Raw genomic sequence first — 24,716 nt, forward strand, 5'->3', positions numbered from 1 at the left:
AGTTCTCCAGGTGGTCAGGATCGATCAGAGCTGATCGCGGTAGGTCTCGTAGTCGGCGTCGGGTTCACCCGTCGGCGCGAAGTGGCTGATGTTGCCGATCGAGTACTCCCACTCGGCCTCGGGGAGCCAGACGGCCTTGACGCGCATGCCCATTCGGACATCCTCGGCCTCGCAGTCCAGGATGAGATGCAGGAACGGGATGTCGGTGCCGTCGAGGAGGACGTAGGCCGCGACGTACGGCGGCTTGATGCGCTGGCCCTGGAACGGCACGTTGACGATGCAGAACGTGGTCACGATCCCGGTGTTGCCCAGTTCGACGCGTTCGATCGACTCGGCGCCGTCGGCCGGGCTGACCTTGCGCGGCGGGAAGTACACGCGGCCCGCGTCGACGCCGGTCCCGACTCGTGACCCGTAGAGCTTGCCGTTCTTGAGGCCCTCGAGATACCAGGACTCTTCTTCGGTCGCCGAGTGCGAGATCTCGGTGGTGATCGGCGTCGGGATGACGACGAGATCGCCGTCGGGATTCTCGGCCTCGTTGGGAGGAGCGGCCTCCGCGGTCTCGCCGGGGGCGAAGTAGGCGATGTCATCGATGCGGCCGATCCGTGCCGGCCGCCAGACGGCATGTACGCGCAGGCCGGTGGCGATGTCGGCGGGTGACTCCACGGCCACCGCATGCAGGGTCGCCGTATCGGCGCCGTCGAGCTTGATCAGTGCCCAGGCGAACGGCTTGTCGAGCGGTTGGGCCTCGAGTGGTTCGGGCTGCCACGACCAGGTGACGACGGTGCCGGTCGCGGCGACCTCGACCAACTCGGTCGTGGGTGCGCCGCCCCGGGGATCGAACTCGACGGGCGGCACGGAGACCGTCCCGTCGCTGTTCTTGGACCCCACGATGCGGCCGTCTCGGAGGGCGAGGGCGAACTGACTCAGCACCGGACCCAACGAACGCGTGTAGTCGAACGAGTTCTTGAGGGGCGCGGTCAGGATCGGAGACTGCGGTGCGGGTACCTCCGCGACGGGACTCGCCGGTGCCGGGCGGGGTGCTGTTGTGCTGATGCTCACGCATCGAGTAGAACACGTTCTAGTATTGCGAGACAAGGTGCACGTCATCGACCCGTCGGAGGGACGCACAGGTGAAGCTCGGACTACAGCTCGGCTATTGGGGTCAGGGCCCGATCGACAACGCCCCCGCGCTGGTCGCCGCTGCCGAGGAGGCAGGTTTCGACGCGGTGTTCACCGCGGAGTCGTGGGGTTCGGACGCCTACACCCCGCTCGCGTGGTGGGGGGCGGCGACGTCGCGGGTGAAGCTGGGCACCTCCGTCGCGCAGTTGTCGGCGCGACCGCCGACGTCGTTGGCCATGGCGGCCCTGACCCTGGACCATCTGTCCGGCGGCCGGCACATCATCGGGCTCGGTGTATCGGGACCGCAGGTCGTGGAGGGCTGGTACGGCCAGCCGTTCGCCAAGCCGCTGGCCCGCACGCGTGAGTACGTCTCGGTGGTTCGTGACGTACTGGCCCGCGAGAGGCCGGTGACCAACGCGGGACCGCACCATCCCCTTCCGTACCCGGCGGACCGCCCGGGTGCGACCGGACTGGGCAAGCCGCTCAAGCCGATCACTCATCCGTTGCGGTCCGACATCCCCATCTGGCTGGGCGCCGAGGGGCCGAAGAATGTCGCGCAGACGGCGGAGATCGCCGACGGGTGGCTGGCGATCTTCTACAGTCTGCGGCTCGCCGATCAGTACGAGGAGTGGCTGGCCGAGGGATTCGCTCGTCCCGGTGCGCGCCGCACCCGTGATGAGTTCGAGGTGGCCGCAACAGTGCAGGTGGTGATCACCGACGACGTCGCGGAGGCGGTGGAGCGATACCGGCCGTCGACCGCGCTGTACGTCGGTGGAATGGGAGCCAAGGAGAAGAACTTTCACGCCGAGCTCTATCGGCGGATGGGGTACGGCGACGCCGTCGACGAGATCGGTGCGCTGTTCCGCGAGGGCCGCAAGGCCGAGGCGATGGCGGCGGTACCCGACGAGATGGTGCGCGAGACGATGATCGCGGGAACCGCCGACGAGGTGCGCGCGCAGATCAAACAGTGGGAGGCGGCCGGGGTGAGCATGCTGATGGTCACCGCGCGTGACGTGGAGACGATTCGCCGCCTCGCTGCGTTGGTCTGAGCGCGACCGCCGCATGCTCATCGTCCAGTTCGGTGAGGATCGCGTCCGCGGATCGGATGATGTGATCGCGCAGCCATTCCGACGGTCGGCCGCGGTCGGGTAGGTGCCGTCGCACGGCGGCGTACGGCAGGTCCACCACGGCGAAGGTGAGGCGGTCCATGACCTCCCCGTCGTCGGCGCCGAAACGTCGGCGCGCATAGGCGCGCAACGCTTCGCGCGCAGCTCGATTGTGTTGCCGTAGTTCCCGGGCGAGGGTGTCGGGCCAGGTTCGGCTCAGGTCGCGGTCGTCGTACTGCAGAAGGAGCGCGGACTCGCCGGGATGCGCGGCGGTCCAGTCGAAGCAGTAGCGCACGGCCGAGCGGCCGGCGACCACGACGTCGTCGATCTGGAGGGCCGCGACCGCGCCTGCCTGGTAGCGGACGATGGTGCGCAACCACAGCTTCGCCATCAACTCGTCGCGACTGGCGAAGCGGTGATAGACCGAGCCCGACGGCGCTCCGATCGCCTGTCCGATGGCGGTCGCGGTCGCGGCGGCGGGCCCGTCCTCGATCACCAGTGTCAGTGCCGCATCGAGGATCTCGTCAGCGCTGAAACGAGGTTTTCGGCCCACGGTTCCGAACCATGCTCGTGCCCTGCGCCGCCGCGACCACGCGGCGGGTCCCGTCGTCGGCGACGATGCTGATATCGCAGCGCGCAACGGCTTTCGTACGTCCCGCGTGCACCAGTACGGCCTCGGCGACGAGTTCCCGTCCGTCATCGGCGGGCGAGAGGTATTCGATGCTGAAGCCGCTGGTGATGATGTCGGTCCCGAGACCCAGTGCGGCTGCGTAGGTGAGCGCGTTGTCGGCGAGATAGCTCAGGACTCCGCCGTGGATGTAGCCGTATTGCTGGCGAAGGTCGTCGCGGATGTCGAGGGCGAGGGTGACGCCCTCACCGCTGACCCGGGTCAGGCGTGCGCCGATCATCCGGCTGAAGGGCTGGGCATCCAGCACCGAGCGGGCGAGATCGAGGTCAATCATTTAATAGAGAGTGCTCTCTGATATAGGAGGTGTCAAGGTCTGGTCCGGGCTTGTCGCCCGGGCAGCCGATTGACATCGCGCCGCGCCTCGCGCATCGTCGAAACGTGGGTCGGAAACCGAAGAACGATTGGTCGGGGCAGTCATTTCCGCACGCCGGCCGGCGCAAACCTTTCATCGGCGATCTCGGCGTGTCCGACCCCCGGCATCCGTTGTTGAGTCTTCTCGAGTGGGGAGCCGACCTCGGACCCATCTACGAGATGCGGATCTTCCGGCAGAACTTCGTGTTCGTCTCCGGCGCCGAGCTCGCCGCCGAACTCTGTGACGAGTCCCGCTTCTGCAAGGCGCTCCCGCCGGCCATCACCGCACTGCGGCACTACGCCGGGGACGGACTGTTCACCGCATACAACGACGAACCGAATTGGCAACTCGCACACGAGCTCCTGATGCCCGCTTTCACCAAGTCGGCCATGCAGTCGTATCACCCGATCATGCTGGAGACGGCAGCCGAACTGTTCGACTACTGGGACCGGCAGTCGGGGCCGGTGGACGTGACCCGATCGATGACGAAGCTGACGATGGAGACGCTGAGCCGAGCGGCCTTCAGCCACGACTTCGGATCGTTCACGACATCGCAGCCGCATCCGTTCGTCGGCGCGATGGTCCGCGCGCTGGAGACCGGTCGACGTAAGGGTGGATTGCTGACGGCGCCGGGCGGTCGCCTGATCGGTCGGTATCTCGATCGCCGGAATGCCGAGCAGCAGGCCTATGTCGACAAGCTTCTCGACGATCTGATCGCCGAGCGATCCGGGAGCGACGACCAACACGACCTGCTCGGCATCATGCTCAACACCGAGCACGCGGAGACGGGGGAGAAGCTGTCGGCGCTCAACATTCGCTATCAGATCCTCACCTTCCTGGTCGCGGGTCACGAAACCACCTCGGGCGCACTGTCTTTTGCTCTTTACTATCTGTCCCGCAATCCGGACTGCCTCGCGGCGGCGCAACGTGAGGCCGACGAGATCCTGGGCGACGACCCGGCGGGGGTTCCGACTTTCGAGCAGGTGCCGAAGTTCCGATATATCCGACGGTGCCTCGACGAGGCCCTGCGGATCTGGCCCACCGTTCCCGCGTTTGCGCGCAGCCCGCGGGAGGACACGACCCTCGGCGATCGATACCTGATGCGGCCCGAGGACTGGGCGGTCATCGTGCTCGGCCAGGTACATCGGGACCCCGCGGTCTGGGAGGACCCGGACGTCTACGATCCGGACCGCTTTCTGCCGGCCAACGTCAAGCAGCGACCCGCGCACAGCTACAAGCCCTTCGGCGCCGGACTGCGCGCATGCATCGGACGTCAGTTCGCGCTGCACGAGGCGGTGCTGGTGCTGGCATGCCTGCTACACCGGTACGACCTTGCGGGCGATCCGGGCTACGAACTCACCGTCGACGAGCGGCTGACCATGGTGCCGCAAGACTTCGAGGTGACCCTGGAGCCGCGACGGGCGCCGGTGACGGCGTCACCGGTTTCGTAGTACGAACACGCGTCATGGGCGAGTTCGTACTACGAATCGCACTCACTCGCCGGTGAAGAGCGGCTTCTCCTTGTTGGCGAAGGCTTTCGGCCCCACTTTCGCGTCCTTGCTCTTGAACACGGCGATGCCCAGCTTCGATTCGATCTCGAAGGCCTCGAGTTCGTGCATACCCTCTGTATCGCGCATGGTCTTCAGGATCGCCTGTACGGCCAGCGGACCGTTGGCGGCGATGGTGTCGGCGATCTCGAGCGCCTTGTCCAACGCGGAACCGTCGGGCACGACGTAACCGATCAGGCCGTACTCCTTGGCCTCGGGCGCGGTGATGTGGCGACCGGTCAGCAGGAGGTCGGCGGCGATCGTGTACGGGATCTGGCGGGGCAGGCGAACTGCGCTGCCGCCCAACGGGAACAGGCCCCAACGAGCCTCGGCGACACCGAATTTCGCGCTCTCGCCGGCGACCCGGATGTCGGTGCCCTGCAGGATCTCGGTGCCGCCGGCGATCGCGGCGCCCTCGACCGCGGCGATCAACGGCTTGGTCAGGCGTCGTCCCTTGAGCAAGGCCGGCAGGCTCGCCGGATTCCAGCTGCCCTGGTCGACGGTGTCGCCGGGAGAGTTCTTGTTCATCGCCTTGAGGTCCATGCCCGCGCAGAAGGCGCCACCGGCGCCGGTCAGCACGGCCACCCGGATCTCCGGATCGGAGTCGACCCGATCCCAGGCCTCGACCATGATCTGCATCATCTCGGCGGAGAGGGCGTTGCGGGCCTGCGGACGGTTCAGCGTCACGATCAGAACGTGTCCGCGCTTCTCCACCAGGCAGTCCGGTGCCTGATCGGTGGCAGTTCCGGAACCGGCAATTGTGGTCATCGTCGTCCCTCGTGCATCGGTATGTGATCGGTACTTGCCCGAAACGATAACACGTTCTAATTTTGTTGCCATGGCCTATACGATTGCCGACCTCATCGAGCATGCCGTCGACCTGGTGCCCGACCGCATCGCGCTGGAATCCGGGGACGAGACGCGAACCTATGCCCAACTCGAGGCGAGATCCAACGCCCTCGCCCACACTCTCCGCGAACTCGGCGTGCAGCCGGGTGACAGAGTGGGCCTCTACAGCCGCAACACCATCGAGGCGGTCGAGTCGATGGTCGCCATCTTCAAGGCCCGCGCGGTGATGGTGAACGTCAACTACCGCTACGTCGAATCCGAACTCGAGCACATCTTCACCGACTCCGGGATGAAGGTGCTGATCCATGAGCGGCAGTTCTGTGAACGCGTGTGCAACACGTTGCCGAAGGCGCCGACGATCGAGCATCGGATCGCCATCGACGACGGATCGGACGCGACTCTCGAGTGCGCCGGACGCGAGGACACGATCGGGTACGAGGACGCGATCGAGCGGTCCTCGACCGAGCGGGATTTCGAGGAGCGCTCCGACGACGACCTGTACATGCTCTACACCGGCGGCACGACCGGAAAACCGAAGGGTGTCGTCTGGCGACAGGTCGACGTCTGGCGTGTCCTCGGTGGTGGGATCGACTGGTACACCAGCACTCCCGTCGCCGACGAGTGGCAACTCGCGCGTGAGGGCGCCGACGGTGGTCAGCTCGTCCGGTTCCCGATCCCGCCGTTCATCCACGGTGGTTCCCAGTGGGCGATCTTCCAGGCGCTGTTCGGTGGCGGTAAAGCGGTGGTGTACCCCGAGTTCAGCGGTGGTCATGTCTGGGACGTCATCGAGCGGCATCGCGTCAACGTCGTGTTCATCACCGGAGATGCCATGGGACGTCCCATGATCGAGGCGCTGTCGGAGAAGGACGAGCACGATCTGAGCAGCGTCGTGTCCATCGCGTCGTCGGCGTGTCTGTTCTCGCCGAGCATCAAGGAACAGTTCATCGACCGCTTCCCGAATGCCATCATCATCGACGCGATCGGGTCGTCGGAGACGGGCTTCGGCGGTCTCGGAGTCGCGTCGAAGGACTCCCCGCACACGGGTGGGCCCCGGGTGAAGGCGGACAGCGAGACCCACGTACTCCGGGAAGACGGCACCCGCGTGGCCCCCGGCAGCGGTGAGATCGGCGTACTGGCGCGCACCGGCCACATCCCGCTGCGCTATCACAACGACCCGGAGAAGTCGGCGAAGACATTCAAGGAGTTCAACGGAGTTCGCTACTCACTCCCGGGAGATTTCGCCCAGGTCGAGGAGGACGGCACCATCACGATGCTCGGTCGGGGATCGGTCTCGATCAACACCGGTGGCGAGAAGGTGTTCCCCGAAGAGGTGGAGGGTGCGCTGAAGGCGCATCCGGACGTGTTCGACACCGTCGTGGTCGGCGTCGCCGACGCGCGGTTCGGTCAGCGGGTCGCAGCGGTCATCGCGACCCGGGACGGCGCGCGCCCGAAGCTCGCCGAGTTGAACGACGTCGTCCGCAAGGAACTCGCCGGCTACAAGTGTCCGCGCAGCGTGTGGTTCGTCGACGAGATCAAGCGATCCCCGGCGGGCAAGCCCGACTACCGGTGGGGTGCCGGGATCACCCAGGAACGACCCGCAGATGAGGCGCTCGGCGCCCCGGAGAAGAGCTGACATGCGTACCGCACTCGCCGAACGTTTCGGCATCGACTACCCGATCTTCGGGTTCACCCCGAGCCAGGACGTCGCCGCGGCGATCAGCCGCGCGGGCGGGTTGGGGGTGCTCGGCTGCGTCCGCTTCAACGAGGCCGACGAACTCGACGAGGTGCTCGAATGGATGCACGAGAACACCGACGGCAAGCCGTTCGGCGTCGACATCGTGATGCCCGCGAAGATCCCCACCGAGGGAAGCAAGCTGGATCTGGATTCGATGATCTCGCCGGAACATCGGGCATTCGTGGAACGTACGCTCGACGACCTCGGTGTGCCCCCGCTGCCGAACGGTGAGCGAGTGGACGCCGGTGTGCTGGGCTGGTTGCATTCGGTGGCACGTTCGCATGTGGACGTCTCGATGGAGCACGCGCGCAAGTACGGGCAGATCAAGTTGATCGCCAACGCGCTCGGCTCGCCGCCCTCCGACGTGATCCAGACGTCGCACGACAACGGCGTGCTGGTTGCGGCCTTGGCCGGCGCGAAAGAGCATGCGCTGCATCATGTCGAGGCCGGCGTCGACATCGTCATCGCGCAGGGTTACGAGGGTGGCGGCCACACCGGCGAGGTCACCTCGATGATCCTGTGGCCCGAACTCGTCGATGCGGTCGGTGACACCGCGCCGGTGCTCGCCGCCGGCGGGGTGGGCAGCGGTCGACAGATCGCCGCGGCGATCGCCCTCGGCGCGCAGGGCGTGTGGATGGGCACCTACTGGCTGACCGCGGCCGAGTACAAGCTCGGCATGGAGCCGGATGCGCAGGGGCCGTCGACGGTGCAGAAAGCACTGCTGAAGGCGACGTCGCGGGACACCGTGCGTCGTCGCATCTACTCGGGAAAGCCTGCACGGCTGTTGAAGACGAAGTGGACCGACGCCTGGGATGCGCCGGGTGCCCCGGACCCGCTGCCGATGCCGCTGCAGAATCTGCTCGTCGCGGAGGCACACGCGAGGATCTCGGCGGCCGACGACCCCGACGTCGTCGCGATGCCGGCCGGCCAGATCGTGGGGCGGTGCAACGAGATCGTCCCCGTCGCCGACATGATCGCGGGTCTGGTGGGCGAGTACGACCAGGCCGTCGCGCGGATGAACGCGACGGTCACCGCCCCGGTGAGCTGACCGCCGGTCCGAGCCGGTTCACGACTGCGGCAGAGAGCGAGGCACCGACGATCGTCGTCGGGGCCTCGCTCTCATCGTGCTGTAGCAGCCGTCACCGGGACGGCGTGTGCTCGGCCTCCACGTACCGGCCGTCGCACCGGGTCCAGCTGTGCGGCACGGCGATGTCGCGGAGTTCACGCTTGACCGTCTTGAACGTGGCGGTGTCGGGCAACTCGTGGGTGAGGCGAACCCGATGTGGCCACTGCTTCGGGCCGAGATCGGATTGCGCCTCGAGGAACCGGGTGAGATCGTCGGCGGACAGATCGCCGTCGGTGACCAGCACGGCCTCGATCTCGTCCCCGATCTCCACCGGCACACCATAGACCGCGACCTGCCGGATGAGTGGGTGCCGTAACAGGATTCGCTCGATCGGCCCGGTCCCGAGATTCTCCCCGTCGACACGGAGCCAGTCACCGAGGCGGCCGGCGAAGTGCAGGTAGCCGTCGTCGTCGACCCACGCGAGATCGCCGGTGTGATAGACGCCGTCGCGCATCCGGTCGGCGGAGGCCCCGGGATCGTTGTAGTAGCCGCTGAACAGCCCGGGGCCGGACGCGTTGACGATCTCGCCGACCTCGCCCGCAGCCACCGGGACACCGGTCTCCGGGTCGATCACAGAGGTCGGCGGACGTAACGGGCCAAGGGCTTCCGGGGGCGTGTCCGGGGTGCGCGTGATGGCGACCCCACCCTCGGTGGAGCCGAATCCGTCGACCACCCGGCACCCGAACCGCTCGGCGAATCGGATGCGATCGCGCGCCGAGGCCTCGTTGCCGTACATGATGCGCAGCGTGTTCTCGGCGTCGTCGGAACCCTCGGGCGTGGCCAGGATGTAGTTGAGTGGCTTGCCGACGTAGTTGGCGAAGGTGATGCCGTAGCGCCGGATGTCGGGGAGGAATCCGCTCGCCGAGAACCGGCGGCGCAGGGCCACAGATGCGCCACCGGCGAGCGCAACAGACCACCCGGCGATGACGGCATTGGAGTGGAACATGGGCATCGACAGGTAGACGACGTCGTCGGCGCCGATCTCGAATCGGTCCGCCAGCATCGCGCCACTCTCGGCGAGCTTGCGCTGAGTGCAGCGCACCGCCTTCGGATCACCGGTGGTGCCCGAGGTGAAGATGAGCATCATCAGATCGTCGGGACGCGGGCCCTCCCACTGATTGGGTGGCGGTGAACGGAGTGGGTCGCGGATCGAGGTCACCCAGGAGTCGTCGTCGACGTCGATCACCCGGATGTCACCGATGTCGGTGCCGTCGATCAGACCCCGGGTTCGGTTGTCCGTCAATACGATCTGGCAATCCGATCGGCGGATGTCGGCGGCAAGCGCCGTTCCGCGACGGGTGGTGTTGAGGCCGACCAGGACGAAGGAACCCAGCGCGGCGGACCCGAGCAGGTAGCTGAACTCCGGTGAGTTCTCCATCAGCACACCGACATGGGCGGGCCGATCGTGTGCCAGCAGCCCACGGATGACCGCGCCGCGACGTCGCGAGGCGTCGACATGATCACGCCACGAGACGAACTCGTCGTCGTGGTAGAGCCCGCGGTCGTCCACCTCGGCGACCGCGGTCAGCAGGGCTGCGAGAGTCACACCGGGGTGTCGGCGAGATGTGCGCCGATCGAGGCGAGCACCACCGGCGACGACCCGAGCGTGAACTCGTTCTGCTTGGCGCGCAGGAAGTACCGGTGGACAGGGTGGCTGGTGTCCAGTCCGACCCCGCCGTGGACATGCACGGTGGTGTGCGCGATCCGGTGACCGGCCTCGGTGGCCCAGAACTTGGCGGTGTTGATCGCCGTGCGCAGATCGGCCTCGTCACCGGTGGGCGCATCGCTGTGCAGGTTCGCGAGCATCCACGCCGCCTGGGTGGTGGTCAACGACAGACCCTGGGAATCGATGTAGCCGTCGGCGAGCCGCTGGGCGACCGCCTGGAACGAACCGATCGCCCGACCGAACTGCTCGCGTTCGCGGGCGTACTCCGCCGTGAGTTCGAGTGCACGCGAGAGGATTCCGGATTGCTCCGCGCAGATCGCCAGCGTGAGGCGATCGGCGATGTCGTCCACGGCGGCCACGCCGCCCTCGAGCACGCGATCGGCCTCGACGGTCACGTCGGTGAAGTCGACCTGCCCGGTGGGGATCCGGCCCGTCGATGCGGTGCCGGTGATCTGTACCCCGGGCGCATCGGCCGCGACGACGACGGCAACCGGACCGTCCGGGCCGGATGCGTTGACCACGAACGCATTGGCGGCCTGCGGGTAGGCGACATTGACCTTGGTCCCGTTGAGGGTCAGTCGGTCCCCCGCACGCGTCGCGGTGGTGGTCGGTGACGTGACGTCGGAGCCCAGGTCCTCCTCGAACGCGACGGTGAGGACGATCTCGCCGCCGGCGGCCGGTACGACGGTGGACTCCCGCAACGTCGCACCACCGCGGGCGGCGATGACCGGCAGCGCCGCGCACGCGTGTGCGGCGAACGGGACGCGGGCGAGTGCTCGGCCCAATTCCTCGGCGACGACCGAGTTCTCGATCGCCGAGAGGTCACCGCCGCGATCCCCCGCGGCGGAACTCGACAGCTCCAGGCCGAGCAGCCCGGCCGCGCCGAGCTCGCGCCAGAGCTCGGCGTCGACCGGGGCGTCCGCGGACTCGAGCTCCGCGACCCGCTCGGGGGTGCTGACCTTGGTGGCGATGTCGCGCGCCAGTCCGCGGACATCCTCGCCGGATTCGGGAAGTGTGAAATCCATTGTCTGTACTGACTTTCGGTTGGTGGTGGTGGTCTCGATACGCCGCTCCTTCGTCGCGGCTACTCGACCAGCGGTCTGGTGGGCGTCTCGTCGCGGGCTACTCGAGCCGGGACCCAATCCGCTGATCGAGTAGCGGCGAACGGAGTGAGTCGCGTATCGAGATCGGACCAGCGGGACGTGGCGGCTACCGGCGCTGGTGCGGCAGTCCGAGGGCGAGCATGCCGATGATGTCGCGCTGGACCTCGTTCGTCCCGCCGCCGAAGGTGAGGATCAGCGACGACCGTTGGAACCGCTCCAGGCGGCCCTGCAGATGCGCGCCGGTGCTACCGCGGCGCAAGGTGGCCGCCGGTCCGACCACCTCCATCAGCAGACGGTATGCCTCGGTGGCGAACTCGGTGCCGAACACCTTGGTGGCCGACGCGTCGGCGGGGCTCGGGGAGGCGCCGGAGGCGGCGATCGACGCGATCTTCCAGTTGATCAGCTTCAGGAACTCCACCTTGGCGTGCACGCGTGCGAGGTTCGCCTGGACCCATGGGGTGTCGATGACGCGCTGGCCGTCGCCGGTCTTGGTGTGCTGCGCCCATTCGATGGTCTCCTTGAGAGCGGTCTGGATCGGTGCGGCGCTGCACAATGCGACGCGCTCGTGGTTGAGCTGGTTGGTCACCAGCGGCCAGCCGCCGCCCTCCTCGCCGACCAGGGCCGATGTGGGGACGCGGACGTCCTGGTAGTACGTCGCGCTGGTGTCGACGCCGGCCATGGTGTGCACGGGCGTGTAGCTGAATCCCTCGGCGTCGGCGGGGACGATGATCATCGAGATGCCGTGATGCTTCTTGCCGCCGGGCTCCAGGGTGCTGGGGTCGGTGCGACATGCGAGCCAGATGTAGTCGGCGTAGGGGACCAGGCTGGTCCACATCTTCTGCCCGTTGATCACGTAGTCGTCACCGTCGCGGATCGCCGTGGTGCGCAGCGCGGCGAGATCGGTGCCCGCACCGGGCTCGGAGTACCCGATGGAGAAGTGCAGCTGTCCGGCCGCGATCTTCGGCAGGAAGAACGCCTTCTGCTCGTCCGTGCCGTAGTGCATGATCGTCGGTGCCACCGAGTTGATGGTCAGGAACGGCACCGGCGCGCCGGCGATCGCCGCCTCGTCGGTGAAGATCAGCTGATCCATCATGGAACGGTTCTGGCCGCCGTACTCGGTCGGCCAGCCGAGCGCCAGCCAGCCGTCGGCGCCCATCTGCGCGACCACGTCGCGGTAGGCATCACCTTCGCCGAGTTCGCCCTCGCCGCCGGTGAGTGCTGCGCGGCGTTCGTCGGTCATCAGGGCCGCGAAGTAGGCCCGCAACTCCCGGCGGAGGTCGGTCTGCTGGTCGGTGTAGGCAATGCGCATCGGGGCTCCGAGTTCTTGGTGTGTCACAGTGGTCAGCCGGGGGAGGCGAACATCTGTGCTCGCCAACTTCTGAAACACGTTCTAACCTGAATGACACAGCCCGTCAACCAGACGAACCGTTTGAATGGAGTGGCCAGGATGCGAATCAAGGCAGATTTCGACCTCTGCGAGTCCAATGGGGTCTGTGTGGGCATGGCCCCAGATGTTTTCGACCTCGACGACGACGATTACCTGGTGATTCTCGCAGAAGACGTACCCGCGGAGCGGGAAGAGGAAATGCGTCAGGTGGTCGCCAGCTGCCCCAAGTCGGCGCTCTCGCTGGAGTGAGTTCGTCGGGTCCGATCTGACCAACCGGTTCCGGTCTGGGCGCGTTCGTGCTAGAACAGGTTCTAGTTTATTGCAGCCTCGTGAAGGGAACTGGCGTGAGTCGGTCATTGGACGGACGGGTGGCGGTCGTGACCGGCGCCGGTGGGGGACTCGGTCGTGCGGAGGCGATCGGGCTGGCCGCGCAGGGTGCCACGGTGATCGTGAACGACCTTGCGGGGTCGCTGGATTCGAGTGATGTCATCGATGTGATCGGTGCGGCCGGGGGTCGTGCCGTGCCGGTTGCGGGGGACATCGCGGAGTCGGCGACGGCCACCGAGATCATGCGCACCGCCACCGAGGATCTCGGTGGTCTCGACATCGTCATGAGCAACGCGGGGATCACCCGCGACAAGATGCTGTTCAACATGACCGATGACGAATGGGACCTGGTCATCCGCGTGCACCTGCGTGGGCACTTCCTGCTCAACCGCAATGCGGCGAGCCATTGGCGCTCGGCCTCGAAGGCCGCCGGTGGACCCGTGCACGGCCGGCTGATCAACACCGCGTCCGAGGCGGGCCTGCTCGGGCCCGGCGGTCAGGCCAACTATGCGGCGGCGAAGTCGGGGATCATCGCGCTGACCGTCTCCGCGGCACGCGCACTGGGACGCTACGGCGTCACGGCGAACGCTATCTGTCCGCGGGCGCGGACGCCGATGACGTCGGAGGTGTTCGGGGACGCCCCGGACGCCGGAGTGGACCCGCTGGCGCCCGAACACGTCGTCAGCCTGGTGAAGTACCTTTCGGGAAGCGATGCCGAAAGGATTACCGGACAGGTGTTCGTCGTCTATGGCGCCAAGGTCATGCTGATGGCCGCGCCGACGATCGAGGAGACCTTCGCGGCCGTGGGGGACGCGTGGGAGGACGGGGACCTCGCCAAGACTCTGACCAGCTACTTTGCGGGGCGGGACGAGAACCGGACGTTCTCGGCGGGGCAATTGGTCAACTGACCAGAGGGTCCGTGACGTGCGTGATAGGTTCTCGATGTTCGGTGGGGGTAAGGAGTGTTGGTGTTTGAGAAGCTCGCAACGCCCATGTCCGGTGTTGGGGACTTCGTCGCCCTGGGGGTCGAATCGGCGCGGGAACTGTTCCGGCGGCCGTTTCAATGGCGGGAGACGGTAGAGCAGTCCTGGGCGATCGCCCGGGTCTCGATGGTCCCCACCCTGCTGGTCGCGATCCCGTTCACCGTGCTCGTCAGCTTCACCCTGAACATCCTGCTGCGTGAGATCGGCGCGCAGGACCTCTCCGGCGCGGGCGCCGCGCTGGGCACGATCACCCAGATCGGTCCGATCGTGACCGTGTTGATCGTGGCGGGCGCCGGTGCCACCGCGATCTGCGCCGACCTCGGGGCCCGCACCATCCGCGAAGAGATCGACGCGATGAAGGTGCTCGGCATCAACCCGATCCACCGTCTGGTCGTGCCGCGCATCATCGCGTCGACCGGGGTGGCGATCCTGCTGAACAGCCTCGTGTGCACCATCGGCATCGGTGGCGGCTTCATGTTCTCGGTCTTCCTGCAGGATGTGAACCCGGGTGCGTTCATCGCCAACCTCACCCTGTTGACCGGCTTCGGGGAACTGATGATCTCGATGGTGAAGGCGGCGCTTTTCGGCCTGTTCGCCGGCATGGTGGGCTGTTACCAGGGGCTGAACGTCAAGGGCGGCGCGAAGGGTGTCGGGGACGCCGTCAACGAGACCGTCGTCTACTCCTTCATGGCGCTGTTCGTGGTGAACGTCGTGGTCACCGCCGTCGGACTCAAAGCCACGGCGGGCTGAGACATGGTCCTTCCGTTCACCACCCGATTCCGGACCGCTCGTGTCGCCGCGAAACGCGCAGGCGAGGACTGGGACCAGATCGGCGATCAGGCGCTGTTCTATTGGGACAGCCTCGTCGCCATCCCGCGTGCGCTGAAGCACTACAAGAAGGAGACCCTGCGGCTCATCGCGGAGATCTCCATGGGCACCGGCGCGCTCGCGATGATCGGCGGCACCGTGGTAGTCGTCGGCTTCCTCACCCTCTTCACCGGCGGCACGATCGCCGTCCAGGGGTACAGCTCGCTGGCCAACATCGGAGTCGAGGCCCTGACCGGCTTCTTCTCCGCCTTCATCAACGTCCGCATCGCGGTGCCGGTGATCGCCGGTATCGCGCTGGCCGCGACGATCGGTGCCGGCGCGACCGCGCAACTCGGCGCCATGCGGGTCAGCGAGGAGATCGACGCGCTGGAGACCATGGCCATCTCGTCGATCCCGTATCTGGTGAGCACCCGGATCGTCGCGGGATTGATCGCGATCATCCCGCTCTACGCGCTGGCGTCGCTGGCATCGTTCCTGGCCAGCCGGTTCGCGACGGTCTTCATCTACGGCCAGTCGCCCGGCGTCTACGACCACTACTTCAACACGTTCCTGATCCCGTCGGACATCCTCTGGTCGTTCGTGCAGGCCATCTGTATGGCCGTCGCGGTCATGCTCATCCACACCTACTACGGCTACAACGCCTCGGGCGGACCCGTCGGCGTGGGCGTGGCGGTCGGGAACGCAGTTCGCGCATCGCTCGTTGTTGTGGTCGTGATCACACTCCTGACCTCGCTCGCCATCTACGGCGCCGACGGCAAATTCAATCTGGCGGGGTAGGCAGACGATGGCGAGACGACAGGAGCGCAGCAGAGCGGTCCGGCGAACGGCGGCGACGGTGATGATCGTGTCGCTGGTCGTGATCATCGCGGCGGCGGCCGGCCAATTCCTCGGCTGGTTCGCCTCCACCCAGACGGTGACACTGCAGGCGCCGCGGGCCGGTCTGGTGATGAACCCGGACGCGAAGGTGAAGCTCCGGGGCGTCGAGGTCGGTCGCGTCGGGTCGATCTCCGAGGACGGCGGCAACGCCGTCCTGAAGCTGGACATCGCGTCGGACCAGATGTCGCAGATCCCCGGCAACGTGTCCGCCGACATCAAGTCGAACACCATCTTCGGCGCGAAGGCCGTGAACCTGGTGGTACCGACCGACGGGCCGTCGGGGACGTTGCAGCCCGGACAGACCATCGACGCCGACCACGTCGTCGTCGAGCTCAACACCGTGTACCAGCAACTGGTGAGCGTGCTCGCCGAGATCCAGCCGGAGAAGCTGAACGCCACCCTGGGCGCGATCAACACCGCGTTGTCCGGTCGCGGCGACGATGTCGGGGTGGCGCTCGACCAGCTGTCCACGCTGGTCGGCAAGACGAACAGAGACCACCTGCCCGAGCTGAACGCGCTGTTCCGGCAGACCGCGTCGGTGACCAACGTCTACGCCGACACGATGCCGGACCTGATGCGGACGGTGGACAACTTCACCTACACCGGCAACACCCTGGTCGACAACACCGCCAACCTCGACGCGTTGCTGATCAACGCGACCGGGATGGCGAACACCATCGACGGAGTCATCGCCCCGTCGAAGGCGACGTTGATCTCCACCCTGTCGAACCTCAACCCGACGGCGCAGTTGCTGGGCTATCAGGCCCCCGGCCTGAAATGCTTCATCACCGCGACCGCGGTCGCCGGACAGAAGGCCGCGCCGGTCTTCGGTATCGACACCGGCATGATCAAGCTCAACGCCGGCCTGCTGCCGGGCAAGGACCCGTACCGCTATCCGGAGGACCTACCCCTGGTCCGCGCCGACGGTCCGCCGACCTGTGAGAACGGGCTCAGCAACCAGGACTCCGAGGTGCACACCCCGTTCTACGTGAGCGACAACGCGCCTCTGCCGTACCAGCCCCGTACGACCCCGAAAGCCAACAAGCAGAAGATCTTCCAATTGCTGTTCGGAGCCCCGCCCCGTGGATAACCGCGCTCGCGCGTTTCGCGCGACCCTGATCAAGTTGGGGGCCTTCACCATCGTGATGGTCCTGGTGTTCGTGGCGCTCGTCGTCGTGTTCAGCCGCTACCGCTCGGGTAAGACCGAGGAGTATTCGGCGCTGTTCACCAGTGCGTCGGCCATCAAGTCCGGCAGCAAGGTGAAGATCGCCGGCGTCGAGGTGGGCTCGGTGACGGGTGTGTCACTGACCCGCGACAACGAGGCGAAGATCGGCTTCGACGTCGACGAGAAGTTCCCGCTGCCGGGGTCCGTCCGGGCGTTGGTGCGCTACGAGAACCTGACCGGCGACCGCTACCTCGAGCTGCAGCGGGGCACCGGCGATCCGTCGGAGACACTCGCGCCCGGTGGCCAGATCCCGATCACCCAGACCGAGCCCGCCCTGGACCTCGACAAACTACTCGGTGGGTTCAAACCACTCTTCCGGACGTTGAACCCCGCCGAGGTGAACGAGCTGTCGTCCTCGCTTATCGCGGTGTTCCAGGGCCAGGGCGGCGAACTGAACAACCTGTTGTCGAACACGTCGCAGTTCACCAACGCGCTCGCCGACCGTGACCAGCTGATCGACGACGTCATCAACAATCTGAACCAGACGCTGACCACACTCGACGGCGACCGGGCCGGCTTCGACCAGAGCGTCGACCTGCTCCAGCAGCTCGTGAGCGGGCTCGCCGCACAGCGCGGCACCATCGGCAACGCCCTGACACAGACATCGAAGCTGACGAACGGACTGTCGGATCTGTTGGTGTCCACGCGGCCCGACATCGAGGCCACCACGGCCAACCTCGGGCAGACCTCCGAGGAGTTCCTGAAGGGCGGCGACTACGTCAGTGCCCTGATCAAACGGCTACCCGGCGACTTCAAGGCGCTGTCGAACTTGGGTAGCTACGGGGCGTGGCTGCAGCTGTGGCTGTGCAAGGTGCGGATCGTCTTCACCGGTCCGGGGGACAAACAGATCATGTGGTCGAACATCAACGCGGCAGGCGACACGACCGGACCCGGCGGGAGGTGCACGTTCAGGTGAATCTCCCATTCGGCGGCATGTTCCGCAACGACCGCACCGCGTCCGGCGACGCCGACGTGGCCCGAGAGGACAAGCGCGGCGGTCGAAGTCGTGCACAGATCGGCATCATCGGCGTCGTCATCACGGCGCTCGTGGTGGTCGTCGCGCTGCAGATGGACAAACTTCCCTACCTGTCCCCGATCAGTACCTACACCGCGTACTTCGACGACGCGGGCGGTCTGGTCTCCGGTGACATCGTCACCGTCTCGGGTGTGAATGTCGGTACCGTGCAAGCCGTCTCGCTCGCCAACACCGACCGGGGCACCAAGGCTGCGGTCACCTTCAGGATGAACGACACCGTGTTGATCGGCATCGACTCGCAGGCGGCCATCAAGACCGAGACCGTGCTCGGTCGCCGGAATCTGACGATCGTGCCGCACGGTCCGAGCCGGATCAAACCCGGTGGTGAGATCCCCAACGAGAACACCATCGCGCCGTACTCGCTGACCGATGCCCTCGAGGGCGCCACCGACACCCTGGCCGACACGAACACCGAGCAGCTCAACGATGCGCTCAACGTCTTGTCGGACACGTTCTCGGAGACTCCGTCCCAGGTGCGCGGTGCCGTCGACGGTGTGGCCCGCCTGTCCAAGGCGGTTGCCGACCGCGACGAGACCCTGCGCGCACTGCTCGGCAAGGCCAACCAGGTGACCAAGATCGTCGGCGACCGCAGCCAGCAGATCAACCGGCTTCTGCTGGATGCCAATTCGCTCGTCGGTGAACTGCAGTTGAGGCAACAGGCACTCGGACAGCTGATCTCGGGCACCCGCGACGTGAGCGCGCAGATCAGTGGCTTCATCGCGGACAACAACGCCCAGCTGACGCCGGTGCTCAACAAGCTCGACGGGGTGCTGAAGATCCTCACCGACAACGAGGCCAGCCTGAAGGGGGCGATCGACCAGCTCGGACCGTACGCGAACGTGCTGGGTGAGGCCGTCGCGTCGGGCCCGTACTTCTCGTCGCTGGTCGGCATCCCGACCTTCGGTGATTACACGGCAGTGTTCATGAAGGTGTTGCAGCGCAAGTACCCGGAGGTCTGGCGCGCGTTCAGTTACACCAACCCGGTGGACCCGAAGGGCTTCACCCTTCAGCCCGGCTACGACCCGAACGCGCCACGGCCGAAGGCCCCGAAGCCGAGTTATCCGAAGGCACCGGCATCGACACCACGGCAGGGGGGCTGACACATGGGCGTCGGAAAACGCGTCTGGCAGATCATCGCCGCCGTGGTGCTGGTGATCCTGGTGGTCGTCGCCGGCTATCTGGGCGTCACGCGGGCCACCACCAACACCGTCACGGCCTTCTTCCCGTCGGTCAGCGGCCTGTACAACGGCGACCCGGTGCGGGTGCTCGGTGTCAATGTCGGCAAGGTGACGTCGATCTCGCCGCGCGACGGCGACGTCAAGGTCACCATGCGGATCGACAAGGACACCTCGATCCCGGCGGACGCCAAGGCCGTGGTGATCGCCCAGAGTCTCGTGTCCGGACGGTTCATCCAACTGACGCCCGTCTACTCGGGCGGCCCGCAGATGGCCGACGGCGCCGACATCCCGATGGAGCGCACCGCGGTGCCGGTCGAGTGGGACGACATCAAGAAGCAGCTGTCCCAGCTGACCGAGGCGGTCGGACCCAAGGGCGCCGAACCCGGTTCGGCGGCACGGCTCATCGACGTTGCCGACCAGAATCTGGACGGCAACGGTGCCGCGATCAACGCGTCGATCAAGGAACTCTCCGACGTCATGGGCACCCTGTCGGCCGGGCGCGGCGACCTGTTCGCCACCGTGCGCAGCCTGCAGAAGCTCACCGACGCACTGTCCACCAGCCATGAGCAGCTGGTCCAGTTCAACGGCCGAATCGCGTCGGTGAGCAATGTGCTGGCCGGCAACACCGATGCGCTCAACGGTGCCCTGCACAACCTCGACAGCGCGATGTCGGACGTGCAGAACTTCATCGACACGAACGGGCAGGCGCTGTCCGGCTCGGTCAAGAACCTCGCCGACGCCACGAAGATCGTCGCCGACAAGGACGAGCAGGTTCGCGGACTGCTGCACTCCGGACCCAACCAGCTCGCCAACTTCTACAACATCTACAACCCGCTCACCGGATCGCTGTCGGGCATCTTCGGGCTGGGTATGGCGGGCAACCTGATCACGATGCTGTGCGGGACGATGGAGGCCAACGACCGTCCCGGACAGAGTCAGGCCGAGGTGGAGAAGTGCGTGGACGTGCTCGCGCCCGTGCTGTCGTCCATCTCGGTGAACTACCCGCCGTTCCTCACCAACCCGGTCAGCGGGATCAACGCGCGGCCCAACCAGATCCAGTACCAGAACGCCGACGTCAAGGCTCGGGCCCAGCAGGGGATCCGCGAGAACGACGCGTTGACCCGCAAGGACAACGGCGGCGGCGCATTGGGCAACCTGCTCGTCCCGTTCGGGGGTGAGGGATGATGCGCCGCGCAGGACTGGCCGGTGTCATTCTCGCCTCGGTGATGGTCGCGGTGTCGGCGTGCGGATTCCAGGGCCTCAACAGCATGGCGATCCCCGGGGCGCAGGGCACCAGCGATGGGTCGTACGAGATCGCCGCGATGATCCCGACGGCCGCGGGGCTGGTCACCAACGCTCCGGTGATGATCAACGACGCCACCGTCGGCAGCGTCGGCAAGATCGAGGTGCAGGATTGGAACGCGCACGTCGGCATCCGGCTGGACAAGGGCGTGACGGTCCCGCGCGGCTCGCACGTCATGGTCGGTATGACCAGTGTGCTCGGTTCGTCGCATCTGCAGATCATCCAGCCGGAGAAGCCGACCGGCGGGGTGATGGCGCCCGGCGACGAGATCCCGCTGACCAAGTGTCCGGAGCAGAGCAACATCACCACCGACCCGTCGGTGCCTGCGGTCCCGGACATCAATTCGGCGCAACAGGTCGCGGCGTGTACCTACCCGACCACCGAACAGGTGCTGAGTTCGCTCTCGGTGGTGCTCAACGGCGGCGGCCTCGCGCAGTTCGGTGACATCGTGCACGAGATGAACTCGGTGTTCACCGGTCGCCAGGACGTGATCAGCCGGCTGATCCCACGGCTGAACACGTTGATCGGTGACCTGAATCGGCAGAAGGCCAACATCATCCGCGCGATGGATGGGCTCGACCGCCTCAGTGCCTCGATCAACGCGCAGACCCCGACGGTGGAGAAGGCTCTCGCCGACGGGCCCGCGATCCTCGGACTTCTCGTCGAACAACGACAGCAGTTCACCGACACCCTTGCGGCGCTTGGCAAGTTGTCGAAGACGAGCAACGACATCCTCGACGCCAACGACCAGGACATCAAGACCATCGTGTCGAACCTGTCGCCGGTGCTGGACCAGCTGGCGGCCACGGGTCCGGCACTGACGCAGTCGCTCGGCATCTTCCTCACGTTCCCGTTCTACGAGGAGGCGATCCCGCACATCGTCAAGGGCGACTACGTGAACGCCGACCTCGTGCTCGATCTCAGCTTCGAACGGCTGTCGCGCGGACTGGCATCATCGGTCGGACTCGTCGGGCCGGAAGGTGTCCTGGGGCAGCCGGCCGGGGCGGCCAAGCGCGGGCTGAATCCGTTCACCTCGCCGCTGAGCCCCGACGGTATGCAGCCGCGTACCTCGAAGAAACAACCGAAGACACGTGCGCCCGCATCGACGACCGCACCGGCACCGGCCCAGGGAGGGGGTAACTGATGAAGATCACGCGTTTCGTCCGCATCCAGTTGCTCATCTTCTCGATCGTCACCATCATCTCGCTCATCGTGATGGCCGTCTTCTACATCCGCATCCCGTCGATGTTCGGGGTGGGCGAGTACCGGGTGGAGTTGAAGCTGCCGAGCACCGGCGGGCTCTACCAGAACGCGAACGTCAGTTTCCGGGGCGTCAACGTCGGCAAGGTCACCGCCGTGCGGCTGACCGAGAACGGTGTCGTCGCCGACCTCTCGATCGGCAACGGCACCGAGATCCCGGTGTCGTCGCAGGCGGCGGTGCGCAGCGTGTCCGCGATCGGCGAGCAGTACGTCGAGTTCACCCCGGTGCCGAACGGGCCGACCGGTCACCTGACGAACGGCTCGGTGATCACCAGTGGCGATGTCCCGGTGGAGATCTCGACGATGCTCGACCAGGCCAACGCGCTGCTCGACAAGGTCGGCGACACCAAGCTGCGCGCGGTGATGGATGAGGCGTTCGTGGCGTTCAACGGCACTGGTGAGCAACTCCAGCGGCTCCTGGACTCGATGACCCTGCTCGTCGACGACGCCACCAAGAACACCGACCAGCTGCTCGCTTTGGTGGACCAGGCGGGCCCGTTGCTCGCGACGCAGTCGTCCACCTCGGACGCGATCCGCTCGTGGACTGCAGACGTCACCAAGTTCACCGATCAGCTGCGAGCCAACAACCCTGAGGTCACCGACATCCTGGCGAAGGGTCCGTCGACGGCTGCGCAGACACAAGAGCTGTTCTCGTCGATGGACCAGACACTGCCGATGTTGATCGCGAATCTCGGTGTGGCGTCGAAGACATTGGCGGTCTACCACCCGAATCTGCAGCAGATCGTGGTGATCTACCCGCGCCTCATCGCGGCGCTGATCACCGCACTGAACACCGAGAACGGGAACTACGGCGCCAACGTCGATTTCGCGCTGGGTTTCCAGGATCCCGGCACGTGCACGATGGGGTTCCTGCCGTCCAGCCAGTGGCGGTCGCCGGCCATCCAGACGCCGCGCGATCTCCCGCCGGGCATGCTGTGTCGCGTACCGCAGGATTCGAATCTGGCGGTGCGCGGTGCCCGCAACTTCCCGTGCGCCGAGTTCCCGGGGCGTCGTGCACCCACGCCGGAGGAATGCCGGACGGGCTACACGCCCAAGGGGGAGAACGTCCCGTTCCCCAACGGTGTCCCGTTCGGCCTGAAGTTGCCGGGGCAGCCGGCAAGGGGTGAGACCACGCAGGCGACGCCGTCGAGCTACCGGCCCGGGGCCGCCGTCTACGCCACCCCGTACGATCCGAAAACGGGTGACTACATCGGTCCGGACGGCAAGACCTACAACGCCGGTCTCGGGCAGGATTCACGAGGACAAGGCAGTACATGGCAGAGCTTGATAACCCAGACGGTGCAGAAGTGACCCCGGGGGAACCCGAGGACACCGCACCAGATACCGGCGCAGACAAGACCAGCGCAGACAAGACCGGCGCAGACAAGACAGGCGCAGACAAGACCGGCGCAGAGGAACTCGACGCATCCGATCCCGGCTCGGCATCGCAGACCCCGGTTCGTCGCGCCCCGGTGCGCAAGGCGCCCCTCGCACGCGGACGCAAGCGGTCGACGACGTCGGGCGCGGGCGAGACCGCGGCCCCGGCGCCTGCGGGCGACGCATCGGCCCCGGATGCCTCGACACCCGACAGTTCGACACCCGACAGTTCGACACCCGACAGTTCGACACCCGACAGTTCGACACCCGACAGTTCGACACCGCAGACCACCGACGACGACACGTCCGGCGCCACGGTGGTCGCGGGCGAAGGCCTCAGCTACCGGGAACGCCGCAAGGCGCGGGCCGACTCGGGCCGACCAGACGGTGGCGACCATGTCCCCGGGGCCGACGACTCGAAGGTCCGTTATCGCGGCAAGAGTTCGGCGGGTGCGAAACGCGTTGCGCTGGCATCGGTCTGCGTCGTCGCGATCATCGCCTGCGTTGCGGTGTCGGTGGTGTTCGGCCTCGGTATCCATCGCTACGGGGAGAAGAACGACCTGCGCACCGAGTACTCCGACTTCGCGCAGCAGATGATCGTCAACCTCACCACGCTGAATCCGAAGAACGTCGACGGTGCGCTGAAGACGTTGGAGGACAAGACGAGCGGTCGTGCCCAGCAGCAGATGCAGGACTCGATGAAACAGGCGGTCGGTCTGGTCAAGGACCAGAACCTGACCACCGAGACCACCATCCTGTCCGACGCGGTCACCAAGGCGGAACCGGACGAGGGCACCGTCATCGTGGTCTACGGGTGGCAGATGAAGAGCCCGGATCCCAAGGAGGAGACGATCGTTCAGACGTTCCGGTGGCGGGTGCAGATGACCCGCATCAACGGCGACCTGAAGATGACCAACTTCGAGTGGGTGACGTAGATGAAGATCACCACCGGTCGCGTCGTCGCCGCCTCGCTGGCCGTCCTGCTGGTCGCATCCGCAGCCGTCGCGGTGTTCCTCGGTATCCGGTTCTTCGACGACCGGGCCACCGAGGAGGCGCGGAACTCGTCGCTCGAGGCGGCGAGGGGCTACGCCACCACGATGTTCGGCTACAACCCGGACAACGTCGTCGAGCACATCGCCGAATCGAGGGCGGTCCTGACCGGCCCCGCGGAGTCGACGTACAACGACCTGGTCACCAAGAGCAACCTCGCCACCGAGGTCCGCAAGCAGGGTGTGGTGTCCGCGGTGACCATCCAGGACGCCGGCGTCGTGGAGAACACCGCGGACACGTCGAAAGTCCTGATCTTCATGAACCAGTCGGTGACGCGCGGTGACAAGGAACTCGTGCGTGTCGATCCCAGTCGCCTCACCTTCACGATGGTGAAACAGGGTGACACGTGGATGATCAACGGCATCGACGTCATCACCGACGACTCGTTCCGCAGTCGCGTCGAACACTCCGACACGCCGCCGCCCGGGGCCGTGCCGCTACCGACGGCGCCGTCGGCGTCCTCCGCCGCGCCGTCCGCGCCGCCCACTCCCTGACCCGGCGGCATCCGCCCGCACTCAACCCGGCTGTCAACGGGATCGGGGCCGGTCACCATCTGGTGACCGGCCCCTGCCCTGTGAGAGGTCAGGCCCTGTGC

At 66.5% G+C, this 24,716-nt stretch carries 23 protein-coding genes; 16 read left to right on the forward strand and 7 right to left on the reverse strand.

Annotated features, from left to right (window positions below; all coding sequences use genetic code 11):
* Nucleotides 1-24: 24 nt before the first annotated feature.
* Nucleotides 25-1,053: a Zn-ribbon domain-containing OB-fold protein gene (locus tag D7316_RS22245; protein ID WP_124711508.1), complete on the reverse strand. Its 1,029-nt coding sequence runs from the start codon at nucleotides 1,051-1,053 to the stop codon at nucleotides 25-27.
* 77 nt (nucleotides 1,054-1,130) lie between these two features.
* On the opposite strand from D7316_RS22245, the gene D7316_RS22250 reads away from it, so the two are divergent.
* Nucleotides 1,131-2,168 (forward strand): LLM class F420-dependent oxidoreductase, encoded by a 1,038-nt coding sequence (locus D7316_RS22250; RefSeq protein ID WP_124710200.1) that lies wholly within the window; start codon nucleotides 1,131-1,133, stop codon nucleotides 2,166-2,168.
* Here D7316_RS22250 and D7316_RS22255 read toward each other — a convergent pair.
* Both D7316_RS22255 and D7316_RS22260 read right to left on the reverse strand, forming a co-directional pair.
* On the reverse strand, nucleotides 2,119-2,778 hold the full coding sequence (locus tag D7316_RS22255; protein WP_124710201.1) for a TetR/AcrR family transcriptional regulator: 660 nt from the start codon (nucleotides 2,776-2,778) through the stop codon (nucleotides 2,119-2,121). The two genes, D7316_RS22250 and D7316_RS22255, sit on opposite strands and share 50 nt — an antisense overlap.
* Nucleotides 2,750-3,187 carry a PaaI family thioesterase gene (locus D7316_RS22260; RefSeq protein WP_124710202.1) on the reverse strand — a complete coding sequence of 146 codons (438 nt, stop codon included), beginning with the start codon at nucleotides 3,185-3,187 and terminating at the stop codon, nucleotides 2,750-2,752. Before D7316_RS22260 ends, D7316_RS22255 begins: the two co-directional genes overlap by 29 nt.
* Before the next feature lie 104 nt (nucleotides 3,188-3,291).
* Here D7316_RS22260 and D7316_RS22265 point away from each other — a divergent pair, with 104 nt between their 5' ends.
* Complete coding sequence (locus D7316_RS22265) at nucleotides 3,292-4,716, forward strand: cytochrome P450 (protein ID WP_124710203.1); 1,425 nt, start codon at nucleotides 3,292-3,294, stop codon at nucleotides 4,714-4,716.
* Nucleotides 4,717-4,758: 42 nt separating this feature from the next.
* Here D7316_RS22265 and D7316_RS22270 read toward each other — a convergent pair whose 3' ends face one another.
* The gene (locus D7316_RS22270; protein ID WP_124710204.1) at nucleotides 4,759-5,580 is read right to left on the reverse strand and encodes a crotonase/enoyl-CoA hydratase family protein; all 822 of its coding nucleotides are present in this window, start codon (nucleotides 5,578-5,580) and stop codon (nucleotides 4,759-4,761) included.
* A 70-nt stretch (nucleotides 5,581-5,650) separates the two neighbouring features.
* Between D7316_RS22270 and D7316_RS22275 the strand changes: the two genes are divergently transcribed.
* Both D7316_RS22275 and D7316_RS22280 read left to right on the forward strand, forming a co-directional pair.
* Nucleotides 5,651-7,294 (forward strand): acyl-CoA synthetase, encoded by a 1,644-nt coding sequence (locus D7316_RS22275; RefSeq protein ID WP_124710205.1) that lies wholly within the window; start codon nucleotides 5,651-5,653, stop codon nucleotides 7,292-7,294.
* Between the two features lies 1 nt (nucleotide 7,295).
* Nucleotides 7,296-8,444, forward strand: a complete 1,149-nt coding sequence (locus D7316_RS22280; protein WP_124710206.1) for an NAD(P)H-dependent flavin oxidoreductase — start codon at nucleotides 7,296-7,298, stop codon at nucleotides 8,442-8,444.
* 91 nt (nucleotides 8,445-8,535) lie between these two features.
* Here D7316_RS22280 and D7316_RS22285 read toward each other — a convergent pair whose 3' ends face one another.
* The 3 genes from D7316_RS22285 to D7316_RS22295 all read right to left on the reverse strand — a co-directional run bounded on the left by D7316_RS22285 (nucleotide 8,536) and on the right by D7316_RS22295 (nucleotide 12,600).
* Nucleotides 8,536-10,068 carry a long-chain-fatty-acid--CoA ligase gene (locus tag D7316_RS22285; RefSeq protein WP_124710207.1) on the reverse strand — a complete coding sequence of 511 codons (1,533 nt, stop codon included), beginning with the start codon at nucleotides 10,066-10,068 and terminating at the stop codon, nucleotides 8,536-8,538.
* Nucleotides 10,065-11,213, reverse strand: a complete 1,149-nt coding sequence (locus tag D7316_RS22290; RefSeq protein WP_124710208.1) for an acyl-CoA dehydrogenase family protein — start codon at nucleotides 11,211-11,213, stop codon at nucleotides 10,065-10,067. The genes D7316_RS22285 and D7316_RS22290 overlap by 4 nt, the downstream gene beginning before the upstream one ends.
* 184 nt (nucleotides 11,214-11,397) lie before the next feature.
* On the reverse strand, nucleotides 11,398-12,600 hold the full coding sequence (locus D7316_RS22295; RefSeq protein ID WP_124710209.1) for an acyl-CoA dehydrogenase family protein: 1,203 nt from the start codon (nucleotides 12,598-12,600) through the stop codon (nucleotides 11,398-11,400).
* A 138-nt stretch (nucleotides 12,601-12,738) separates the two neighbouring features.
* Here D7316_RS22295 and D7316_RS22300 point away from each other — a divergent pair, with 138 nt between their 5' ends.
* From D7316_RS22300 to D7316_RS22355, 12 genes are all read left to right on the forward strand, one after another.
* On the forward strand, nucleotides 12,739-12,927 hold the full coding sequence (locus tag D7316_RS22300) for a ferredoxin (RefSeq protein ID WP_124710210.1): 189 nt from the start codon (nucleotides 12,739-12,741) through the stop codon (nucleotides 12,925-12,927).
* Nucleotides 12,928-13,022: 95 nt separating this feature from the next.
* Complete coding sequence (locus D7316_RS22305; RefSeq protein ID WP_124710211.1) at nucleotides 13,023-13,913, forward strand: 3-oxoacyl-ACP reductase; 891 nt, start codon at nucleotides 13,023-13,025, stop codon at nucleotides 13,911-13,913.
* An 84-nt stretch (nucleotides 13,914-13,997) separates the two neighbouring features.
* Nucleotides 13,998-14,738, forward strand: a complete 741-nt coding sequence (locus D7316_RS22310; RefSeq protein ID WP_203588569.1) for an MlaE family ABC transporter permease — start codon at nucleotides 13,998-14,000, stop codon at nucleotides 14,736-14,738.
* A gap of 3 nt (nucleotides 14,739-14,741) precedes the next feature.
* A complete protein-coding gene (locus D7316_RS22315) occupies nucleotides 14,742-15,593 on the forward strand; it encodes an MlaE family ABC transporter permease (protein WP_124710213.1) in 852 nt (283 codons plus the stop codon).
* A 7-nt stretch (nucleotides 15,594-15,600) separates the two neighbouring features.
* The gene (locus tag D7316_RS22320; RefSeq protein ID WP_232017025.1) at nucleotides 15,601-16,782 is read left to right on the forward strand and encodes an MCE family protein; all 1,182 of its coding nucleotides are present in this window, start codon (nucleotides 15,601-15,603) and stop codon (nucleotides 16,780-16,782) included.
* Complete coding sequence (locus D7316_RS22325; protein WP_124710214.1) at nucleotides 16,775-17,833, forward strand: MCE family protein; 1,059 nt, start codon at nucleotides 16,775-16,777, stop codon at nucleotides 17,831-17,833. The genes D7316_RS22320 and D7316_RS22325 overlap by 8 nt, the downstream gene beginning before the upstream one ends.
* Nucleotides 17,830-19,053, forward strand: a complete 1,224-nt coding sequence (locus D7316_RS22330; RefSeq protein ID WP_124710215.1) for an MCE family protein — start codon at nucleotides 17,830-17,832, stop codon at nucleotides 19,051-19,053. Before D7316_RS22325 ends, D7316_RS22330 begins: the two co-directional genes overlap by 4 nt.
* Before the next feature lie 3 nt (nucleotides 19,054-19,056).
* Nucleotides 19,057-20,316: an MCE family protein gene (locus D7316_RS22335; protein WP_124710216.1), complete on the forward strand. Its 1,260-nt coding sequence runs from the start codon at nucleotides 19,057-19,059 to the stop codon at nucleotides 20,314-20,316.
* Nucleotides 20,316-21,578, forward strand: a complete 1,263-nt coding sequence (locus D7316_RS22340; protein WP_124711510.1) for an MlaD family protein — start codon at nucleotides 20,316-20,318, stop codon at nucleotides 21,576-21,578. The genes D7316_RS22335 and D7316_RS22340 overlap by 1 nt, the downstream gene beginning before the upstream one ends.
* Nucleotides 21,578-23,005: an MCE family protein gene (locus D7316_RS22345; protein WP_124710217.1), complete on the forward strand. Its 1,428-nt coding sequence runs from the start codon at nucleotides 21,578-21,580 to the stop codon at nucleotides 23,003-23,005. The genes D7316_RS22340 and D7316_RS22345 overlap by 1 nt, the downstream gene beginning before the upstream one ends.
* Nucleotides 23,002-24,006 carry a hypothetical protein gene (locus D7316_RS22350; RefSeq protein ID WP_232017026.1) on the forward strand — a complete coding sequence of 335 codons (1,005 nt, stop codon included), beginning with the start codon at nucleotides 23,002-23,004 and terminating at the stop codon, nucleotides 24,004-24,006. The genes D7316_RS22345 and D7316_RS22350 overlap by 4 nt, the downstream gene beginning before the upstream one ends.
* Nucleotides 24,007-24,615 carry a hypothetical protein gene (locus tag D7316_RS22355; RefSeq protein ID WP_124710218.1) on the forward strand — a complete coding sequence of 203 codons (609 nt, stop codon included), beginning with the start codon at nucleotides 24,007-24,009 and terminating at the stop codon, nucleotides 24,613-24,615.
* Nucleotides 24,616-24,716: the final 101 nt, after the last annotated feature.

It is taken from the genome of Gordonia insulae, from assembly GCF_003855095.1.
GTDB classification, from domain to species: Bacteria; Actinomycetota; Actinomycetes; order Mycobacteriales; family Mycobacteriaceae; genus Gordonia; species Gordonia insulae.

Excerpts from the sequence above, each read along its gene's own strand:
- D7316_RS22260 (WP_124710202.1), bottom strand. The coding sequence starts at position 3,187 with ATGATTGACCTCGATCTCGCCCGCTCGGTGCTGGATGCCCAGCCCTTC.
- D7316_RS22270 (WP_124710204.1), bottom strand. The coding sequence starts at position 5,580 with ATGACCACAATTGCCGGTTCCGGAACTGCCACCGATCAGGCACCGGAC.
- D7316_RS22275 (WP_124710205.1), top strand. The coding sequence starts at position 5,651 with ATGGCCTATACGATTGCCGACCTCATCGAGCATGCCGTCGACCTGGTG.
- D7316_RS22280 (WP_124710206.1), top strand. The coding sequence starts at position 7,296 with ATGCGTACCGCACTCGCCGAACGTTTCGGCATCGACTACCCGATCTTC.
- D7316_RS22290 (WP_124710208.1), bottom strand. The coding sequence starts at position 11,213 with ATGGATTTCACACTTCCCGAATCCGGCGAGGATGTCCGCGGACTGGCG.
- D7316_RS22295 (WP_124710209.1), bottom strand. The coding sequence starts at position 12,600 with ATGCGCATTGCCTACACCGACCAGCAGACCGACCTCCGCCGGGAGTTG.
- D7316_RS22300 (WP_124710210.1), top strand. The coding sequence starts at position 12,739 with ATGCGAATCAAGGCAGATTTCGACCTCTGCGAGTCCAATGGGGTCTGT.
- D7316_RS22310 (WP_203588569.1), top strand. The coding sequence starts at position 13,998 with ATGTCCGGTGTTGGGGACTTCGTCGCCCTGGGGGTCGAATCGGCGCGG.
- D7316_RS22315 (WP_124710213.1), top strand. The coding sequence starts at position 14,742 with ATGGTCCTTCCGTTCACCACCCGATTCCGGACCGCTCGTGTCGCCGCG.
- D7316_RS22320 (WP_232017025.1), top strand. The coding sequence starts at position 15,601 with ATGGCGAGACGACAGGAGCGCAGCAGAGCGGTCCGGCGAACGGCGGCG.
- D7316_RS22335 (WP_124710216.1), top strand. The coding sequence starts at position 19,057 with ATGGGCGTCGGAAAACGCGTCTGGCAGATCATCGCCGCCGTGGTGCTG.
- D7316_RS22340 (WP_124711510.1), top strand. The coding sequence starts at position 20,316 with ATGCGCCGCGCAGGACTGGCCGGTGTCATTCTCGCCTCGGTGATGGTC.
- D7316_RS22345 (WP_124710217.1), top strand. The coding sequence starts at position 21,578 with ATGAAGATCACGCGTTTCGTCCGCATCCAGTTGCTCATCTTCTCGATC.
- D7316_RS22355 (WP_124710218.1), top strand. The coding sequence starts at position 24,007 with ATGAAGATCACCACCGGTCGCGTCGTCGCCGCCTCGCTGGCCGTCCTG.